Consider the following 17,371-nt stretch of genomic DNA (forward strand, 5'->3'; position numbering starts at 1 on the left):
CCGCGCCGGAGGCCGCAAACCGCCACGCCGGGGGCCGCGACATCGGCCCGCCGGGGGTGGTGGCGTGCCGCCATCTCGCCCAATTGTGCGGTAAGCACACGGGAGCCCGGCCGCTGACGCCGCATCATCTCCCTGGGGTCGGGCAGGCCGCCCCGCGACTGGAGGTGATGGTGTGTCAGCCAGACTTCTGCGGTCCGTCTGTACGGCGGCGCTCGCCGTCCTGGCCGCGATCCCGTGCACCGCGCCGGCCGGGGCGGCACCCGTACCGGACGACGGCGCCCCGCGCAGCGTCTCCGCGCTGCTCACCGATATGCGAAAGCTGTACCAGCAGGCCGAGGAGGCGACCGAGGACTACAACGCCACCGAGGTCAAGCTCAAGGCCCAGCAGGCGAAGGTGAAGAACGTCGGAGCGGGTCTCACCGGCGCGCGCGAGTCCCTGGTGCGCAGCCGGGCCCAGATCGGGCAGCTGGCCCGCCAGCAGTACCAGGGCTCCTCCGAACTCTCCTCCTACGTCGAGCTGTTGCTGGCCGACGATCCCCAACACGCGCTGGATCAGAAGCATCTGATGGACCGTGCGCAGCAGGGCCGGCTGTCGACCGTCGCCCGGTTCACCAACGGCGAGAGGCGCGCCGACACCCTCGCCGCCCAGTCCCGGAAGGTGCTCGCCGAACAGCAGGCGCTCGCCGCGAAGCAGAAGAAGCAGCGCGACACGGTCCGGACGAAACTGACCGATGTCGAGAAGATGCTCGCCTCGCTCACCGCCGAGCAGATCGCGGCGATCGCCGAGCGCGAGGAGGCCGACACGGACAAGGCGCAGAAGAAGCTGATCACTTCGGGCGCGCTCGGAGACGCGGCGCCGGAGCCGGAGACCTCGCCGGAGCCGGAGACCTCGCCGGAGGCGGAGATCTCGACGGAGGCAGGGGCACAGACGGTGCCGGACACGGCGACGAGGAGCGGGGGCGCGAGCCGGAGCCTTCGGGCGCCGTCGGCCAACGGGGGCAAGGCACTCGACTACGCCGTCGAACAGATCGGCAAACCGTACCGGTGGGGCGCGGAGGGACCGGAGGCGTACGACTGCTCGGGGCTCACGTCGCGGGCCTGGGCGCGCGCCGGGGTGAACGTGCCCCGTACGAGCCAGCAGCAGTGGGCCGGGCTGCCGAAGGTGAAGCTGAGCGAACTGCGCCCCGGCGACCTGGTCGTGTACTTCCCGAAGGCCACCCATGTGGCGATGTACCTCGGCGAGGGGAAGGTGGTCCACGCGCCGCGCCCCGGGTCCCGGGTGAAGGTCTCGCCCCTCGCGTCGAATCCGCTGCTCGGCGCCGTACGCCCCGATCCGGGCGCCGGACCGATGGACGCGGAGTCGTACAGGCCGCCGAAGCTGCCGCCGGGCGCCACGAAGGGGTCGGACACCGGCAACAACACGCGCGCGGGGGACGTCAGCCGGTCGTGACGCCTTCGCCGCCGACCGCCGCGAGATAGGCGTCGGTCTTCTCCGCGTCGTAGAAGAAGTCCTCGAAGTCCGACGGGTCGTCGAAGCCGTTCGCGAACCGGTCGGCGACCGGCTGGAGCCGGCCCGCCGCGTCGAACATCCTCAGTACGTGCTCCGGCGGCGGCGCGAGCATCGCGTTCGTCCACCTGGTGGTGTGCCGCGCGCTCTCCCAGTGGCGGTCGAACGTCGCCCGCATCCAGGCCTCGTCGAACTCCCGGTCCCCGTGCGCCACGATCGACTCCAGATACGAAGCGGCGCATTTGGAGGCCGAGTTGGAGCCCTGCCCGGTGAGCGGGTCGTTCGCCACGACGACGTCGGCGACACCGAGGACGAGTCCGCCGCCCGGCAGCCGTCCGACCGGGTGGCGGACGGTGGGGGTGTAGCGGCCGGCCAGCGTGGCGTTCGCGTCGGTCAGCTCGACCTTCATGGCGCGGGCGTACTCCCAGGGCGTGTAGCGCTCCATCAGCTCCAATGTCAGCGAGAGATGGTCGGCCGGGTCGTTGACGCCCTGGAAGGCGTCGACGGGGCCACCGGGCACGCCCTCCCAGAACAGGATGTCCGCGCGGCCGGTGACGGTCAGCGTCGGCATCACGAAGAACTCCCCCACGCCGGGGACGAGATTGCAGCGGACGGCGTCGAAGTCGGGGTGCTCGGGGCGCGGGCCGAGCCCGTGGACGTACGCGACGGAGAGCGCCCGCTGCGGCGTGGCGTACGGGGAGCGGGCGGTGTCCCTGCCGAACATCGCGACCAGCTCGCCCTTGCCGGCCGAGACGAGAACGAGGTCGTAGAGGCGCGAGAAGTAGTCGAGGTCGGACACCGCCGCACCGTGGATGACGAGTTGGCCGCCGCGCTGGGCGAATATCTCCATCCAGCCGGCCATCTTGATCCGCTGGTCGACGGACTGGGCGATCCCGTCGAGCCTGCCCACCCAGTCGACCGCGCGCGAGTAGCCGGAGGGACTGGCGGGGTCGGGCGCGGCGACCGAGACGCCGAGTCCCTCGACGCGCGGGGCCTGGGACTCCCAGAAGCCCAGCTGGAGGTCGCGCTCGTGCTGGAGCGCGGTGTGGAACATGCACTGGGTGGACATGACGCGGCCGGACCGGAGTTCGTCGGGCGTGCGGTTGGACAGCAGGGTGATCTCGTACCCGTACGACTGGAGTCCCAGGGCGAGCTGGAGGCCGGACTGTCCGGCGCCGACGACGAGTATCTTCCGCATGGCGGGGTTCTCCGTATGTTGCTGCCTGCTTGCCTGTTGTCAGGCTATGTGGATACCGCTTCGAGGGCATGGGCCACCAGGGCCAGCAACGTGTCCACGACGGTGATCCGCTGACGCGCGTCCATGATCATCACGGGCACGCGCGCCGGTACGGTGAGGGCTTCCCGTACGTCCTCGACCTCGAACGGCTCGGTGCCCTCGAAGTGGTTGACGGCGACGATGTACGGCAGGCCGGAGTTCTCGAAGTAGTCGACGGCGGGGAAGCAGTCGGCGAGGCGGCGGGTGTCGACGAGGACGACGGCGCCGATGGCGCCGCGTACGAGGTCGTCCCACATGAACCAGAAGCGGTCCTGTCCGGGGGTGCCGAACAGGTACAGGATCAGGTCCTGGTCGAGGGTGATGCGGCCGAAGTCCATCGCGACGGTGGTGGACGTCTTCTCGGGGGTGGCCGCGAGATCGTCGATCCCCTCGGCGGCCCGCGTCATCACCGCCTCGGTGCGCAGCGGCCTGACCTCGGAGACCGAACCGACGAAGGTCGTCTTGCCGACGCCGAAGCCGCCCGCGACGACGATCTTGGTCGCGACGGGCGCTCTGGTGCGGTCCAACTGCCAGTCGCGCAGGCCCTCTTCGGCCGCGCCCGGGTCGTCGGGCGTGCCCGGGACGCCGAACGCGTCAGAGGCGCCGAACGCGTCAGAGGCGGCGGAGTCCACCCAGCACCCTTTCCAGCAGCGCCCGGTCCGGGTGGTCGCTGTCGTGGCCGGTGCCGTACACGCGGATCTTTCCCTGGTCGGCCAGATCGCTGAGCAGCACCCGGACGACGCCCAGCGGAATGCTGAGCAGCGCCGAGATCTCGGCGACGGTCCGCATGCGCCGGCACAGCGCGACGATGGCGCGCATCTCCGGCATGACGCGTGCCGCGGCCCCACCGGCACCGGTACCGGGGTCCCCGGCCGTCAGCTCCTTGCGCTCCTCCGGCGCCTCCAGCGCGGCGACGAACGTCTCGACCAGCAGCACATGGCCGAAGCGCGTCCTGCCACGGGTCAGCGAGTACGGGCGTACGCGCGCGACGCGGTAGCCGGTGCCGCGCCCGGAAGGGCGGCCACCGGCGGGAAGCCCGCGGGCCGATCCGGTCGCGGGTACCGATGTCATCGGGCGCTCTCCATCGACTTGCGCAGCTCGCTGCGGAGTTCGGGGGTGAGTACGTGTCCGGCGCGGGCGACGAACATCGCCATGTGGTACGCCACGACGTGCATGTCGCAGTCGGCGCCGGCGTGCAGGCCGAGCAGCGAACCGTCGCTGATCGACATGACGAAGACGCTGCCCTCCTCCATCGTGACCATGGTGTGCTTCACACCGCCGGTGTCCATCAGTTCGGCCGCACCGAGGGTGAGGCTGCTGATGCCGGAGATGATGGTCGCGAGGTCGGCGCTGGAGCCGCGCGGGCTCTCGTTCGCGCTCGCGCTCTCCGCCGCCTCGTGCTGTGCCGGGTCCGACGAGAGCAGCAGCAGTCCGTCCGACGAGACGACCGCGACGGAGCGCGCTCCGCGTACCTCCTCCACGAGATTGGTCAACAGCCAGTGGAGATTGCGGGCTTCACTGCTCAGTCCGAATGTGCCGGTCGCCGTCAACTGCGTGCCTCCTCGACAGTGTCCCCCGTCTCATCCGTACGAGCGTCGGCCCCCTCCGCCGCGTCCTGCTGCCGTGGTACTGAACCGCTCTGCGCTGAACTGCTCTGCTTCTGCACTTCGGTCTGCTCCAAGAGCTCGGCATCGGCGTCGCGCCTGCCGTCCTTGACCCCTCGGTGGAAACCACCGAGCCTGCGGCGCAACGCGTCCGCGTCGACGCTACCCGGCCGATCGGGCGTCGTGGCAGCGGGCTTGAGGAGTTTGGGGGTGCGCTTGGGCAGTCCCTTGTCGGTGACGGCGTCCGTGACGGCGTCGGTGACGGCGTCGGTGACGGCGTCCACGGTCGGCTCGGATTCGGGGTCCGCCTGCGGTTCCGGCTCGTCCGCGACGTCCGCGACGCGCTCGTGCGCGTCCGGGCCGATGGCGTACGGGTCATCGGCGGGCGCCTCCAGAGGCTCACGCTCCGAACGGCCCGGCAGCACATTGGAGTTGGCCTCCGCCGCCGAGCCCGGCAGCAGCAGCGCCGGCGCCACGCCCCCCACCGGCGACCGGTGCGGCGTGGCGAGCGGCGGGACCGTCGGGAGCAGGGCCTGCGGCAGTACGACGACCGCCACGAGGCCGCCCTGCTGGTGCTCGCGCAGGGTGATCTCGACGCCGTGGCGCGAGGCGAGCAGCCCGGCGACGCGCAGGCCGAGGCCGTTGTCGCCGGTGGTGTCGTCGGTGGCGCTCTTCGCCGGCTTCGCGGGCTTGCCCGGCTTGCTCTGCTTGCCCGGCTTTCCTGCCTTCCCCTGCTTCTCCTGCTTCTCCTGCTTCTCCTCGGAGTTGGCCGGCCCCGGCTCGTGCGTCTCCGGCTTGTGCGTCTCCGGCTTGTGCGTCTCCGGTGCGGCGAGGCGTTCGTTGAGTTCGGCGATCCGAGCCGCCGGCATGCCGATGCCCTTGTCCTGCACCGAGAGCATCACGTCGCCGCTCTCCAGCAGCCAGCCGGACAGCTCGACATGGGCGTCGGGCGGCGAGAACGACGTGCCGTTCTCCAGGAGTTCGGCGACCAGGTGGCTGATGTCGTCGGCGGCGAAGCCCGCCAACTGGGCGCGCGGGGGCAGCGACTGGATGGTGACCCGCTCGTACTCCTCGATCTCGCTGACGGCCGCGCGCAGCACGTCGACGAGCGGTACGGGGCCCGGGTAGCCCCCGCCCGGCTCGTGCCCGGCGAGCACCAGCAGGTTCTCGCTGTGCCTGCGCATGACCGTGGCCATGTGGTCGATCTTGAAGAGGACGCCGAGCCGGTCCGGGTCCTGCTCGCGCTCCTCCAGGCTCTCGATGACGCCGAGTTGACGCTCCACGAGGCCGAGCGTGCGCTGCGAGAGATTCACGAACGTGTGGTGGACGGTGTGCCGCAGCGCTTCGAGTTGCGCGGTGATGTCGGCGACCCGCTGCTGGAGTTCGGCGCGCTGGTCGGCCATGGCCTGCCGGGCGCCGATCAGTCCGGTGCGCTCGCTGTTGAGCTTGTCGGCGCGGGCGGACACGTCGAGGAGCGAGGCGTGCAGGCTGTTGAGGGACCGTACGACCTGGCCGAACTCGTCGTTGCGGCCGGTGAAGCGGACCGGTTCCTCGGTCGTGGGCTCGGAGGCGAGACGCGCGGCGCCGATACGGACGACGGCGAGCGGCCTGGTGAGCGTACGCGCGACGGCGGTGGACGCCCCGACGGCGACGATCAGCAGCCCGCCGAGAAGCGCGATGCTCAGCTCCAGCGAGGTGACGTCGTCGTCGCGCAGCCGCTCCAGCCGCTTGAGTTCGGCGGAGCCGATGCCGGACTCGACGCCGCGCATCTGCTCGATCCGGCTGGACAGCGACGCCGCGACCTTGTCCTGGTTGGCGTCGCGGTCCTTGTCGGAGAGTTCGGGACTGTCGGCGAGGGAGGCGAGGTACTTCTCCGCCGTGTTGACCTCGGGCCCGGTGACGGTCGTGGCGAGGGAGTCGCGCGCCGCGGCGCCCGCCGACTGGTCGAAGTCGGCGAGGGAGGCCAGCTCATGGACGCGGGCCTGCTGGGCGGCGGCGCTGAGCGCATCGCGGGTGCGGTCGTTGTCGGCGGCCTCGCCGCCGTCGTCGGGCTGGACGGGGAGGCCGGTGACCGGGTCGTACTGCGGTGCGGTGCTCTTGGGCTCCGGGACGGCGAGCGCGGCCAGCAGCAGGCCACGGGTGGCCGACGCCTGCTCTACGGCGCGGCCGAGGGCCGCGGGGGCGCGGGTGCCGTCGGCGGCCTCGGGCGGCGTCTTCTCCGCGACCTCGTCGCTGATGGCGTGCAGTTTGGCGATGACGTCCGTGTACGCCTGGTACGCCTCAAGGGCGGTGCCCTTGCCGGTGAGGGCGGTGCGGCGGATGGAGGGGACGGTGGACAGGTCCCTGCGCAGGCCGGGGGAGGCCGCGGCGTCGATCTCGTCGATCTGCCGGTCGACGCGGGTGGCGGGGGCGCCGCCGGGCGCGCTGTCGGCGCCGTCCTTGTCGTCTCCGCTCTCGTTCTCGGGCTCCTCGCGGCCCCCGGCGATGTGGACGACGACCTCGTCCCGCTCGTCGGCGAGGGAGTGGGCGAGGACGGCCGACTGCCGGTTCAGCTCGGCGAGGGTGACCAGGCGCTGGGCGTCGGTCAGTTCGGACGAGGCGCCCAGGATCGCGGGCATGCCCGCCGCGACGACGGTGGCGCCGACGACGGCGACCGCGATGATCAGCCGGCTGCGTACGCGTACGGGCTTCCCGGCGGGGGCCGCGGCCGTACCGGCCGTACCGGTCGCCGGCACCGCCTTACGGGGCTCAGCCGGGCCCTGGGACCCGCCGCGCGTGCCGCTCTTGCCCCGAGGCCGCTTCTTCTGCACCGGTGCTCGCATTCTCGACTCGTCCGCCCATGAGGCGGAGATGACGTCCGGTCACACCCGGATAACCCCTCCACCCCTGGCACGGCTTCCGACCATTCCAGCGTTTCTCGGAGGGGGCGCGTATCGGCCGCTCCGCCACCTGAACGAGTGAACATCAAGGAGGAGTTGGCGAACAACTCGCGCGGGCGCACGGCACCGATGCGCATGGTGGGGCGGTTGGAACTTAGGCGTGAGCTTTGGCAGGATGCCGGGCCACATCGTCGCGGAACGGATCATTCCGGCCACTGTTCCGGCCTGCATCCGGCCATGCGTCCGGCCGTCGATCCAGCCACCCGGCCGGCCGGCCGTCCGGCCGTCCGAAGACGCGACGCCCGGCGGACGAGAGCGTACGCGGGGTGCGCCCCGGCACAGGAAGGGGCCCGGCGGAGGCGGTGGCGCGGCAACGGGGCCGGACGGGCGGCTCGGGCAGACTGGGGCGCATGCGCATCGACATCGCCACCGCCCCTGGCAGCCATCCCCGCCCGAACGAGGACTGGACCGCCGTGGCCGCGCCCTCCGCCGGCAGCGGCGGCACGCTCGTCGTACTGGACGGCGTGACTCCCCCGCCGGACAGCGACGGCTGTGTGCACGGCGTGCCGTGGTTCACCGCGCGACTGGGCGGGGCGCTGACCGAACTGTCCGCTTCACGGCGGGAGATGACCCTCGCCGAGATCCTGGCGGAGTCCATTCGGCGTACCGCCGACGCCCACCGGTCGACGTGTGACCTTTCTCACCCACGAACGCCTCAGGCGACCGTCGTCATGGCGCGCTGGAACGCGGACACGGTCGAGCATCTCGTCCTCTCGGACTCGACCCTGCTCATCGAGTCGCCGGACGGCGCGGTGCGGGCCGTCGTGGACGACCGGCTTGACCGCGTACCGCGCGAGGTACGCCGCCGGGCCGCGGCGACGGACGCCCTGCGCAACGCGGAGGGCGGCTTCTTCACGGCGGCCGTCGACCCGGACGTGGCGGCGAAGGCCGTGACGGGGCGCACGCCCGCCTCGGACGTACGCGCCTTCGTGGGCCTGACCGACGGCGCGGCGCGCTGGGTGGAGGTGTTCCGGGAGGGCGACTGGGCGGACTGTCTGGCGCTGGTGCGCAAGAGCGGGCCGCAGGAGCTGATCGACCGGGTGCGGGCGGCGGAGTCCGCCGACCCGGACGGGATCGCCTTCCGGCGGGGCAAGCCGTACGACGACGCGACGGTCGTGTACGTCGAGCCGTAGCCGCCGCCGGGCCGGCCCGGCGGCGTCAGCTCTCCGCGCGCGCGTTCAAGTGGTGCAGCAGCCGCGCCAGTTCGGCGACCTCCGCCCGGTCCCAGTCCGCGAGTTTGCGTACGTACCGCTCGCGCCGCGCGTCCCGGACCCGGCGGAAGCGCGCGACCCCCTCGCCGGTGAGCCGGACCAGCGAGGCGCGCCCGTCGGCCGGATCGGGCTCGCGCGTGACCAGTCCGAGTGCTTCCAGGGCGTGCAGTTGACGGCTCATCGTCGCCTTGCCGACACCGAAATAGACGGCGAGATCGGTGGCGCGCTGATGACCGGTCTCCTCCAGCCGTACGAGAAGTCCGTAGGCGGCCGGCTCCAGTTCGGGGTGGACCTCCCGGGCCATTTCGCCGGAATTGGCTCTGGCGCGGCGCAGAAAGACGGCCAACTCCCGCTCCAGTGCCAGGAATTCGTGGTCCACATCACTTTTCCCGGCCGGTTCGGGTTCATTCGCCGTACCGTCCCCGTGCACGTCAGCACCCATAACACCCATCGCGCGCTTTCCCGCTCCTGAAAGTTTTCCGTCGCCGGGGCCCATTGCCGCAGCTCGGTCATTATTTCGCAGGTTTATACCAACGGCAGCGGCTTGAGCCTCTTCCGTCGCTCCGTTACTGCCGCGTAGCGTCATGCACAGCGCGAATGTTGGCATGTCCACTCCATGACATGTCGACATGTCATGAGCTCCCCCCTCGAAAGTTCTCGGAGGCACGAACATGTCCGTGCGCAGATCCAGAACATCAGGTCGCCGCCGCCTCACCCTGGCCGGCGTCCTCCTCGCGGCTCTCGCTCTTCTTCTCACCCTGCCGGGCGCGGCGAGCGCCGACGGCACCCCCCGCACCTCTGACACCCCCCAGCGGGGCTCGGCCCACATGGGCATGGGCGTCGTCGAGCACGACGGCCAGGGCGGCACCCCGCCCGCCGGCGACCGCGCGGTGCAGACCGAGGGCGTCGACGTCTCCAGCCACCAGGGGAACGTCAACTGGGCGTCCCTGTGGAGCAGCGGCGTGAAGTGGTCGTACGTGAAGGCCACGGAAGGCAACTACTACAAGAACCCGTATTTCGCGCAGCAGTACAACGGCTCGTACAACGTCGGCATGATCCGCGGCGCCTACCACTTCGCCACCCCGAACGACTCCAGCGGTGCCAACCAGGCCAACTACTTCGTCGACGGCGGCGGCGGCTGGTCGCGCGACGGCAAGACCCTTCCTGGTGTGCTGGACATCGAGTGGAATCCGTACGGCGCCGCCTGCTACGGCAAGACGCAGGCGCAGATGGTCGCCTGGATCCGCGAGTTCCTGAACACGTACAAGGCGCGTACAGGCCGTGACGCCGTGATCTACACGGCGACCAGCTGGTGGACCCAGTGCACGGGCAACTACGCGGGCTTCGGCGCCACGAACCCGCTCTGGGTGGCCCGTTACAACACCACGGTGGGTGAACTCCCGGCCGGCTGGGGCTTCTACACGATGTGGCAGTACACCTCCACGGGTCCCATCGTGGGCGACCACAACAGGTTCAACGGCGCGCTCGACCGGGTCGTGGCTCTCGCCAACGGCTGACGGCTGACGGCTGACGCCGGGCTTCGGGCTTCGGGCGTCGGGCGTGAACGGAAGGGACCCCCGGCACCCGGTGCCGGGGGTCCCTCGTCCGTCGCGCGCCGGTACGCGTTACGCCGCGACCGGGATGTCCGCCGTCGCCGACGACAGCGCGATCTCCAGGACCTGGCGTACATCCGTCACCGGGTGCACCTCCAGCTTCTCCAGGATCTCGGCGGGGACGTCGTCCAGATCCGCCTCGTTGCGCTTCGGGATCACGACGGTCGTGATGCCCGCCCGGTGCGCGGCCAGCAGCTTCTGCTTCAGGCCGCCGATGGGCAGCACCCGCCCGGTCAGCGAGACCTCGCCGGTCATGGCGACATCCGTACGGACCTGACGCCCGCTCAGCAGCGAGGCGAGCGCCGTCGTCATCGTGATACCCGCGCTCGGACCGTCCTTGGGCACCGCGCCCGCCGGGAAGTGGATGTGCACGCCCCGGTCCTTCAGGTCGGCCACGGGCAGCTCCAGTTCGGCGCCGTGCGAGCGCAGGAAGGAGAGCGCGATCTGTGCCGACTCCTTCATGACGTCGCCGAGCTGGCCGGTCAGGGTCAGACCCGAACCGCCCGTCTCCGGGTCGGCCAGCGACGCCTCCACGAAGAGGACGTCTCCGCCCGCGCCGGTGACGGCGAGGCCGGTGGCCACGCCCGGCACCGCGGTGCGGCGCTCGGCCGGGTCCTGGGCGGACTCGGGCACGTGGTGCGGCCGGCCGATGAGGCCGCGCAGATCGCCGTCTCCTACGGAGAAGGGCAGTTCACGCTCGCCCAGCTCGTGCTGTGCGGCGACCTTGCGGAGCAGTCTGGCGATGGAGCGTTCGAGGTTACGTACGCCCGCCTCACGGGTGTACTCGCCGGCCAGCTTGCGCAGCGCCTCGTCCTCCAGCGTGACCTCACCGGTCTCCAGACCGGCCCGCTCCAGCTGCCTCGGCAGCAGGTGGTCGCGTGCGATGACGACCTTCTCGTCCTCGGTGTAGCCGTCGAGCCGGACCAGCTCCATCCGGTCGAGCAGGGCCTCCGGAATGGCCTCCAGGACATTCGCGGTGGCGAGGAAGACCACGTCGGACAGGTCGAGTTCGACCTCCAGGTAGTGGTCGCGGAAGGTGTGGTTCTGCGCCGGGTCGAGGACTTCGAGGAGGGCGGCGGCCGGGTCGCCCCGGTAGTCGGAGCCGACCTTGTCGATCTCGTCCAGCAGGACGACCGGGTTCATCGAACCGGCCTCCTTGATCGCCCGGACGATCCGGCCCGGCAGCGCGCCTACGTACGTACGCCGGTGGCCCCGGATCTCCGCCTCGTCCCGGACACCGCCGAGCGCGACGCGGACGAAGGAGCGTCCCATGGCGTGCGCGACGGATTCGCCGAGTGAGGTCTTGCCGACGCCGGGCGGGCCGACGAGGGCGAGGACGGCGCCGCCGCGGCGGCCTCCGACCACACCGAGGCCGCGGTCGTCACGGCGCTTGCGGACGGCCAAGTACTCCGTGATCCGTTCCTTCACGTCCTCCAGGCCGGCGTGCTCGGCGTCGAGGACGCGCTGGGCGCCCCGGATGTCGTACGCGTCCTTGGACCGCTCGTTCCACGGCAGTTCGAGGACGGTGTCCAGCCAGGTGCGGATCCAGGAGCCCTCGGGGCTCTGGTCGGAGGACCGCTCCAGCTTGTCGACCTCCTTGAGCGCGGCCTCGCGGACGTGCTCGGGGAGATCGGCGGCCTCCACGCGGGAGCGGTAGTCGTCGGACTCGTCGGCGGCGTCGCCGTTGAGCTCGGACAGCTCCTTGCGTACGGCGTCGAGCTGGCGCCGCAGCAGGAACTCGCGCTGCTGCTTGTCGACGCCCTCCTGGACGTCCTTGGCGATGGACTCGGCGACGTCCTGCTCGGCGAAGTGCTCGCGGAGCTGGTCGGTCGCCGTCTTCAGCCGGGCCACCGGGTCGGCGGTCTCCAGCAGCTCGACCTTCTGGGCCGTGCTGAGGAACGGCGAGTAGCCGGCGTTGTCGGCGAGCTGCGAGACGTCCTCGATCTGCTGGACACGGTCCACGACCTGCCAGGCGCCGCGCTTCTTCAGCCAGTCGGTGGCGAGAGCCTTGTATTCCTTGATCAGTTCGGTGACGGACCCGGGCAGCGGGTCGGGCACGGTCTCCTCGACGCGCAGCCCCTCGACCCACAGGGCGCGGCCGGGCCCTGTCGTACCGGCGCCGATCCTGACGCGGCCCCTGCCGCGGATCAGGGCGCCGGGGTCGCCGTCGGAGAGCCTGCCGACCTGCTCGACGGTCCCGAGGACGCCGGTCCCCGCGTACGCCCCGTCGAGGCGCGGCACGAGCAGCACCTTCGGCTTTCCCCCGTCGGAGTCGTCGCGGGCGGCGGCCTGGGCGGCCTCGACGGCGGCCCGCACTTCGGTGTCGGACAGGTCCAGCGGCACCACCATCCCGGGCAGCACGACCTCGTCGTCGAGCGGCAGCACAGGCAGGGTGAGCGGTGTGGACGTGGCAGCCATGGTCTCCCCTTCGGCAGTCAAAAAGTTGAGCTATGTGGACTCAATGCTTGTGAGCCTGCGGTTGTTCCCCGGATACCTGGGGAGGGTGTTCGCTCTGAGCGATCGGTGTCCTGCCGCACCCGCCGCCGGGCCCGCACCCGCCGCCCGCGCGGACTCGCCGGTGGACCTCCACCCCGGACTCCACCCATGGGTCCAGGTGCGAGAAGCCTTGTCCCAGCAGGCTTGCGGGCATGACAACAACCGACTGGATCATCGACATCGCCCTCGTCCTCGTCGTCTTCCGCCAGCTTCGGGAAGACCGGCTCGACCTCAAGACCTTCCTGATACCGCTGGGCATCGTGGCCTTCGTGGCGCACAACTACCTCGACTCGATCCCCACCGCGGGCAACGACCTGGTGCTGATCGTCGTCCTGATGGCCGTCGGCGCCGCCCTCGGCATCGCCGGCGGCGTCTACACCCGGATCCGCTCGGCCGGCGGCCACCTCCTGATCAAGGCGGGCGCGGTCTCGGCGATCCTGTGGGTGCTCGGCATGGGCGCCCGGATGGGCTTCCAGATGTGGACCGAGCACGGCGGCGGTTCCGACGACGTCGCCCGGTTCAGCCTCGCCCACCACATCACCAGCGAGCAGGCCTGGGTCGCGGCGTTCGTACTGATGGCGCTCACCGAGGTGGTCACCCGGGTGGCCACGATCTACGTACGGAGCCGGATGGTCGACCGTGCGCGGCGGGCCACGGCGGCGGTGCCCACCGCGTCCGTCTCCGGCCGCGCGGCCTGACCGTGGACTATGGTCACGCCGTGCCCGCAACCGCCAACGCCCCTCGGCCGTTTCTGCTGAGCGATCCCCGGAGGCAGTGGGCCGCGAACATCGCGATCATGGTCGCCGGGATCCTGACGATCCGGCCGATGGGCTTCAGCGGCCGTGGACTGGCGGTCCTCGTCCTCTTCGTGATCAGCTGCGCGGGGCTGCTGATCCGCACCCTGCCCCCGGCCAGGCTGCCGAAGGGCGTCACCGTTCTCTGGCTGACGCTCGCGATCGTCGCGGCGGCGGCGCTGATCGGGGTCAGCCGCAGCGGCACGAGCTATCTCTTCGCCTTCTTCGTCGCCGGGCACATCGGCTACCGGCTGGAGACCAGAGCGGCTCTCGTGCTCGCGACGCTGTGCGGTCTGCTGTGCGGGGCCGTCCTGTATTTCCGCCTCGGCCCCGGATACCACGAGCTGCCCTGGGTTCTCGGCCTCGCCACCGGCACCCCGGTCCTCGCCGGCATCGCCAACCGCAACCGCCAGCGCGCCGTCGAGGCCGCGATCTCGGCGGCCGAATCCGCCGAGCGGGCCGCCCGCGCCGAGGCCCAGACCGCGGTGCTGACCGAACGCGGCAGGATCGCCCGGGACGTGCACGACGTCCTGGCGCACTCCCTCGCGGGGATCAACATGCAGCTGGAGCTGGCGGACGCGCTGCTCGACACCGGTGACCTGGACAAGGTCCGCGAGGCCAACGACAAGGCGCACAGCATGGTCAGGGAGAGCCTGAAACAGGCGCAGTGGACAGTGCACGCGCTGCGCGAGGACGCCCTGCCGCTGCTGGAGAGCCTCACCGCGATGCTCGAATCCTCCGGCCACCGCGACGTCCTGACCGTCACCGGGACCGTACGCCAGGTGCCGGCGCGGGTGACCCAGAACCTGTTGCGGATCGCCCAGGAGTCACTGACCAACGCCGCCCGGCACGCGCCCGGCGGCGCGGTGGGCGTCGAGCTGACGTTCGCCGAGGCGTCGACCGTGCTTCGGATCCGCAACCGCCCCGGCACCCGCACGGTGACCCGGGACGCCGGCAGCGGCATGGGGCTGATCGGCATGCGCGAACGCGTCGCCCTGCTGGGCGGCACCATCACAGCGGGCCCGGTGACCGAAGGACCGGACCAGGGCGGCTGGCAAGTGGAGGCGAGGATTCCGGGATGAGCGAACCGACAGAGAACCAGCAGCCGTTGCGTGTGGTCGTCGCCGACGACCAGGCCGCCGTACGGGAGCCCCTCGCGGCGATGCTCGGGCTCTCCCCGGACATCGACGTCGTCGCCGCCGCGGCGGACGGGCACGAGGTACTGACCGCGGTGGCCGCCCGGCCGGTCGACGTCGTGCTGATGGACCTGCGGATGCCGCGCATGGACGGGACCGAGGCGACCCGGCGGCTGACCGAGGAGCACCCCGAGGTGGCCGTGGTGGTGCTGACCACCTTCGCCGACGACGACTCGATCCTGTCCGCGCTGAGCGCCGGCGCCCGCGGCTATCTGACCAAGAACTCCGGCCGCCAGGACATCATCCGGGCCATCCGGGCGGCGGCGGCCGGGCAGTCCGTACTCGACCGCGAGGTGCAGAACCGGCTGCTCGCCACCGCCAGGGCAACGCCCTCGGCGCCGAAGGACCCGCTGCCGCGGGACATCACGCCGCGCGAGCGCGAAGTCCTCACGCTGATCGGCCAGGGCCTGCCCAACCGGGCCATCGCCGAGCGGCTCTTCATCAGCGAGGCCACGGTCAAGACGCACATCAACAACCTCTTCGCCAAGGCCGCGATCCGCGACCGGGCCGACGCCGTACGCCGCGCCATCGCGGCAGGGCTGGCCTGAACGAAGATCGCCGGAGCCCGCGAGCACCATCCGGCCCCGCGGAAAGTGCTCGCGAGTGGGCCACAGGGTGCGCTGTAATAGCTGAATGGACAGTTCGACCATTACGGCAGCGTGGGTCGCGGGATGGGCCGTCTCCCGCTCGGCATCGGCTCCGGTCGTGGAGCCGTGGGGTTACCGCATCGACGTCGGTCTGCCCGGCCATGTGCTGCGGCACATCCTTCCGGAGCCGGACGAGCCCTCCGTAAGGAAGCTCTGCGAAACCGTCACCGAGCCGGGTGCCTGGCTGAAGCTGCTCGCCCCGCCGGAGGTGGTGGCCGGGTGGCTCACACCGGGGTGGACGGTGCCGGACGACCCCGGCTACATGATGTTCCATGCACTGACCCGCTCGGTCCCGCCGGCCCCGCCCCGCGGTTACACCGTGGCGACGGAGGCCCGCGACGGCGTCATCCACGTACGCGTGACGGCCCCCGACGGCGCCCCCGCCGCGCGCGGCCAGATCTCCGCGCCGGACCCCGGCACGACCGCGGTCGTCGACCAGGTCGAGACGTGGGAGGACCATCGCAGGCGCGGCCTCGGCAGCCTCGTCATGCGCACGCTCGAAACGGCCGCCGCCGACGCGGGCGCCACCACCGGCGTCCTCGCCGGCACGCGCGACGGCCTGCGGCTCTACACGTCGCTGGGCTGGCGGCTCCAGGGACCGCTCACGAGCGTCGTACGCCGGCCGGACTGATGGCGACGGTACCGACCGGCCCCACGGCCGCCCAGCTCGCGGCGCTGCACCATGTGCGAACACGGGGCGCGGCCGGCCACGACGACGCCCTCGGCAGGATCGAGGCGGCCCTGGGCGGCGCGGTGGACGTCGGTGCCCTCGTCGCGCTGATCCGCGCCCACGCGCGCGTGACGCTCAACTTCCACCCCGACCGGTTCGTGGCGGGCGGGCGGCGTGAACCGGTGGCGGTGGGGCGGGCGATAGAGGGAGCGTGAGACTGTTCCGCCCCACGGGGGCAGACCGTGACGACGCCGCGCTGCTGCGCGCCGTCGGCAAGGGGGACGCCGAAGCGCTCGGCGTGCTCTACGACCGCCACGCCGGGTGGCTGCACGCGCGGCTGACGCGGCGGTGCGCGGACCCCGAGACCGTACGTGAAGTCCTCCAGGACACCTTCGTCACCGTCTGGCGCTCCGCCGGGACCCATCGCGGCGGGGAGGCGGGCGGCTGGCTGTGGGTGATCGCCGGGCGGCGGCTCGTGGACGCACGGCGTGCCCAGGCGCGCGCCGAACGGGCGGACGAGCGGGGCCGCAGGGAACACGAACCGGCCTCCGTCGCCCCCTCCGCCGAGGAACGGGTGCTCGCGGGGCTGGAGTTCGGCGACGTCGGCGCGGCGCTCGACCGCATCTCGCCCGAACTGCGCGAGGTGCTGCGCGCGACGGTCGTCGACGGACTCACCACCCGCGAGGCGGCGCAGCTGCTCGGCATACCCGAGGGGACCGTCAAGACCCGCGCGCTGCGGGCCCGCAGAGAACTGCGCCTGGAACTGGGCCGGATCGCACCACTGGGAGGCACCGCATGACCCGGACCGGCTGGCATGTGGACGGCGCGCTGGCGGCCTCGTACGCGGCGGGCTCGGCGTCCGAGCCGGACGCCTGGTCGCTGGAGAGGCACGTCGAGTCGTGCGGGGCGTGCGCGGTACGGGTGTCCGCGGCGGTACGGGGGGGCGCCGCGGGCCCCGCACTGGCGGACGTACGGGCGGCGGTGCTGACGTCCGTGGCCCCGGCACCGCCACGGATCGGGCCGGCCGCCCGGCTGCTGTGGGCGGCGGGGCCGGCGCTGCGCGGCGCGTGGCTGCTCGCGGTGGTGCTCGTCGCGGCGGGGGCGGTCGGCCTCGCGTACGGGGCGGACTTCAGCGGCGCGCGCCCGCTGCTGCTGGCGCTGGCGCCGGTGCTGCCGGTCGCGGGGGTCGCCGTGTCGTACGGGGGGACGGCGGACCCTCTGTACGAGATCACCGCGTCCACCCCCGGGGGCGGGCTGCGGCTGCTGCTGACGCGGACCGCCGCCGTCCTCGCGGTGAGCCTGCCGCTGCTGACCGCGACGGGGGCGGTGCTGCCCGCGTCGGCGGGGGCGCCGGGGGCGGCGGTCTGGCTGCTGCCGGGGCTCGCGCTGTCCCTGGCGGCGCCGGCGCTCGGCAGTTA

General features: G+C 71.9%; 17 protein-coding genes. 10 read left to right on the plus strand and 7 right to left on the minus strand.

The annotated features are described in order from the left end of the window. Nucleotides 1-172 precede the first annotated feature (172 nt). Nucleotides 173-1,450 carry a C40 family peptidase gene (locus BHU15_RS14505; protein WP_069627576.1) on the plus strand — a complete coding sequence of 426 codons (1,278 nt, stop codon included), beginning with the start codon at nt 173-175 and terminating at the stop codon, nt 1,448-1,450. Here BHU15_RS14505 and BHU15_RS14510 read toward each other — a convergent pair. The 5 genes from BHU15_RS14510 to BHU15_RS14530 are packed head-to-tail and all read right to left on the minus strand — an operon-like array spanning nt 1,437 to nt 7,197. Further along, nucleotides 1,437-2,705, minus strand: a complete 1,269-nt coding sequence (locus BHU15_RS14510) for a styrene monooxygenase/indole monooxygenase family protein (protein WP_069627577.1) — start codon at nt 2,703-2,705, stop codon at nt 1,437-1,439. The genes BHU15_RS14505 and BHU15_RS14510 overlap by 14 nt on opposite strands. Before the next feature lie 44 nt (nt 2,706-2,749). After that, the gene (locus tag BHU15_RS14515) at nt 2,750-3,415 is read right to left on the minus strand and encodes a GTP-binding protein (protein WP_069627578.1); all 666 of its coding nucleotides are present in this window, start codon (nt 3,413-3,415) and stop codon (nt 2,750-2,752) included. After that, the gene (locus BHU15_RS14520; protein ID WP_069627579.1) at nt 3,396-3,854 is read right to left on the minus strand and encodes a DUF742 domain-containing protein; all 459 of its coding nucleotides are present in this window, start codon (nt 3,852-3,854) and stop codon (nt 3,396-3,398) included. The genes BHU15_RS14515 and BHU15_RS14520 overlap by 20 nt, the downstream gene beginning before the upstream one ends. Beyond that, nucleotides 3,851-4,333 (minus strand): roadblock/LC7 domain-containing protein, encoded by a 483-nt coding sequence (locus tag BHU15_RS14525; protein ID WP_069627580.1) that lies wholly within the window; start codon nt 4,331-4,333, stop codon nt 3,851-3,853. Before BHU15_RS14525 ends, BHU15_RS14520 begins: the two co-directional genes overlap by 4 nt. Next, nucleotides 4,330-7,197, minus strand: coding sequence for a sensor histidine kinase (locus BHU15_RS14530; RefSeq protein WP_069627581.1), 2,868 nt, complete (start codon nt 7,195-7,197; stop codon nt 4,330-4,332). The genes BHU15_RS14525 and BHU15_RS14530 overlap by 4 nt, the downstream gene beginning before the upstream one ends. Nucleotides 7,198-7,676: 479 nt before the next feature. Between BHU15_RS14530 and BHU15_RS14535 the strand changes: the two genes are divergently transcribed. Next, the gene (locus tag BHU15_RS14535) at nt 7,677-8,459 is read left to right on the plus strand and encodes a protein phosphatase 2C domain-containing protein (protein ID WP_069627582.1); all 783 of its coding nucleotides are present in this window, start codon (nt 7,677-7,679) and stop codon (nt 8,457-8,459) included. Between the two features lie 25 nt (nt 8,460-8,484). On the opposite strand, the gene BHU15_RS14540 is transcribed toward BHU15_RS14535, so the two are convergent. After that, nucleotides 8,485-8,979 carry a MarR family winged helix-turn-helix transcriptional regulator gene (locus tag BHU15_RS14540; protein WP_106962481.1) on the minus strand — a complete coding sequence of 165 codons (495 nt, stop codon included), beginning with the start codon at nt 8,977-8,979 and terminating at the stop codon, nt 8,485-8,487. Between the two features lie 229 nt (nt 8,980-9,208). Here BHU15_RS14540 and BHU15_RS14545 point away from each other — a divergent pair, with 229 nt between their 5' ends. Continuing rightward, the gene (locus BHU15_RS14545) at nt 9,209-10,054 is read left to right on the plus strand and encodes a lysozyme (RefSeq protein ID WP_069627583.1); all 846 of its coding nucleotides are present in this window, start codon (nt 9,209-9,211) and stop codon (nt 10,052-10,054) included. Nucleotides 10,055-10,162: 108 nt separating this feature from the next. On the opposite strand, the gene lon is transcribed toward BHU15_RS14545, so the two are convergent. Then, on the minus strand, nt 10,163-12,568 hold the full coding sequence (lon, locus tag BHU15_RS14550; protein ID WP_069627584.1) for an endopeptidase La: 2,406 nt from the start codon (nt 12,566-12,568) through the stop codon (nt 10,163-10,165). 230 nt (nt 12,569-12,798) lie between these two features. On the opposite strand from lon, the gene BHU15_RS14555 reads away from it, so the two are divergent. The 7 genes from BHU15_RS14555 to BHU15_RS38260 form a co-directional block, all read left to right on the plus strand. Further along, on the plus strand, nt 12,799-13,344 hold the full coding sequence (locus BHU15_RS14555; protein WP_069627585.1) for a hypothetical protein: 546 nt from the start codon (nt 12,799-12,801) through the stop codon (nt 13,342-13,344). Between the two features lie 98 nt (nt 13,345-13,442). Next, nucleotides 13,443-14,522, plus strand: coding sequence for a sensor histidine kinase (locus BHU15_RS14560; protein ID WP_079128142.1), 1,080 nt, complete (start codon nt 13,443-13,445; stop codon nt 14,520-14,522). Beyond that, entirely contained in the window at nt 14,519-15,184 is a 666-nt protein-coding gene (locus tag BHU15_RS14565) for a response regulator (protein WP_069627587.1), read from the plus strand. Before BHU15_RS14560 ends, BHU15_RS14565 begins: the two co-directional genes overlap by 4 nt. 85 nt (nt 15,185-15,269) lie before the next feature. Next, nucleotides 15,270-15,914 (plus strand): GNAT family N-acetyltransferase, encoded by a 645-nt coding sequence (locus BHU15_RS14570; RefSeq protein ID WP_069627588.1) that lies wholly within the window; start codon nt 15,270-15,272, stop codon nt 15,912-15,914. Further along, nucleotides 15,914-16,168, plus strand: coding sequence for a hypothetical protein (locus BHU15_RS14575; RefSeq protein ID WP_069627589.1), 255 nt, complete (start codon nt 15,914-15,916; stop codon nt 16,166-16,168). Before BHU15_RS14570 ends, BHU15_RS14575 begins: the two co-directional genes overlap by 1 nt. After that, nucleotides 16,165-16,752 carry an RNA polymerase sigma factor gene (locus tag BHU15_RS14580; protein WP_069627590.1) on the plus strand — a complete coding sequence of 196 codons (588 nt, stop codon included), beginning with the start codon at nt 16,165-16,167 and terminating at the stop codon, nt 16,750-16,752. The genes BHU15_RS14575 and BHU15_RS14580 overlap by 4 nt, the downstream gene beginning before the upstream one ends. Beyond that, nucleotides 16,749-17,371, plus strand: a 623-nt coding sequence (locus tag BHU15_RS38260; RefSeq protein ID WP_079128141.1) for a hypothetical protein, incomplete at its 3' end; no start/stop codon positions are given. The genes BHU15_RS14580 and BHU15_RS38260, both read left to right, overlap by 4 nt.

Source organism: Streptomyces niveus (assembly GCF_001723055.1).
Lineage (GTDB): Bacteria > Actinomycetota > Actinomycetes > Streptomycetales > Streptomycetaceae > Streptomyces > Streptomyces niveus.

Coding starts and splice junctions, on each gene's coding strand:
- BHU15_RS14510 (WP_069627577.1), bottom strand. CDS start 2,705: ATGCGGAAGATACTCGTCGTCGGCGCCGGACAGTCCGGCCTCCAGCTC.
- BHU15_RS14520 (WP_069627579.1), bottom strand. CDS start 3,854: ATGACATCGGTACCCGCGACCGGATCGGCCCGCGGGCTTCCCGCCGGT.
- BHU15_RS14535 (WP_069627582.1), top strand. CDS start 7,677: ATGCGCATCGACATCGCCACCGCCCCTGGCAGCCATCCCCGCCCGAAC.
- BHU15_RS14540 (WP_106962481.1), bottom strand. CDS start 8,979: ATGGGTGCTGACGTGCACGGGGACGGTACGGCGAATGAACCCGAACCG.
- BHU15_RS14545 (WP_069627583.1), top strand. CDS start 9,209: ATGTCCGTGCGCAGATCCAGAACATCAGGTCGCCGCCGCCTCACCCTG.
- lon (WP_069627584.1), bottom strand. CDS start 12,568: ATGGCTGCCACGTCCACACCGCTCACCCTGCCTGTGCTGCCGCTCGAC.
- BHU15_RS14555 (WP_069627585.1), top strand. CDS start 12,799: ATGACAACAACCGACTGGATCATCGACATCGCCCTCGTCCTCGTCGTC.
- BHU15_RS14560 (WP_079128142.1), top strand. CDS start 13,443: ATGGTCGCCGGGATCCTGACGATCCGGCCGATGGGCTTCAGCGGCCGT.
- BHU15_RS14565 (WP_069627587.1), top strand. CDS start 14,519: ATGAGCGAACCGACAGAGAACCAGCAGCCGTTGCGTGTGGTCGTCGCC.
- BHU15_RS14570 (WP_069627588.1), top strand. CDS start 15,270: ATGGACAGTTCGACCATTACGGCAGCGTGGGTCGCGGGATGGGCCGTC.
- BHU15_RS14575 (WP_069627589.1), top strand. CDS start 15,914: ATGGCGACGGTACCGACCGGCCCCACGGCCGCCCAGCTCGCGGCGCTG.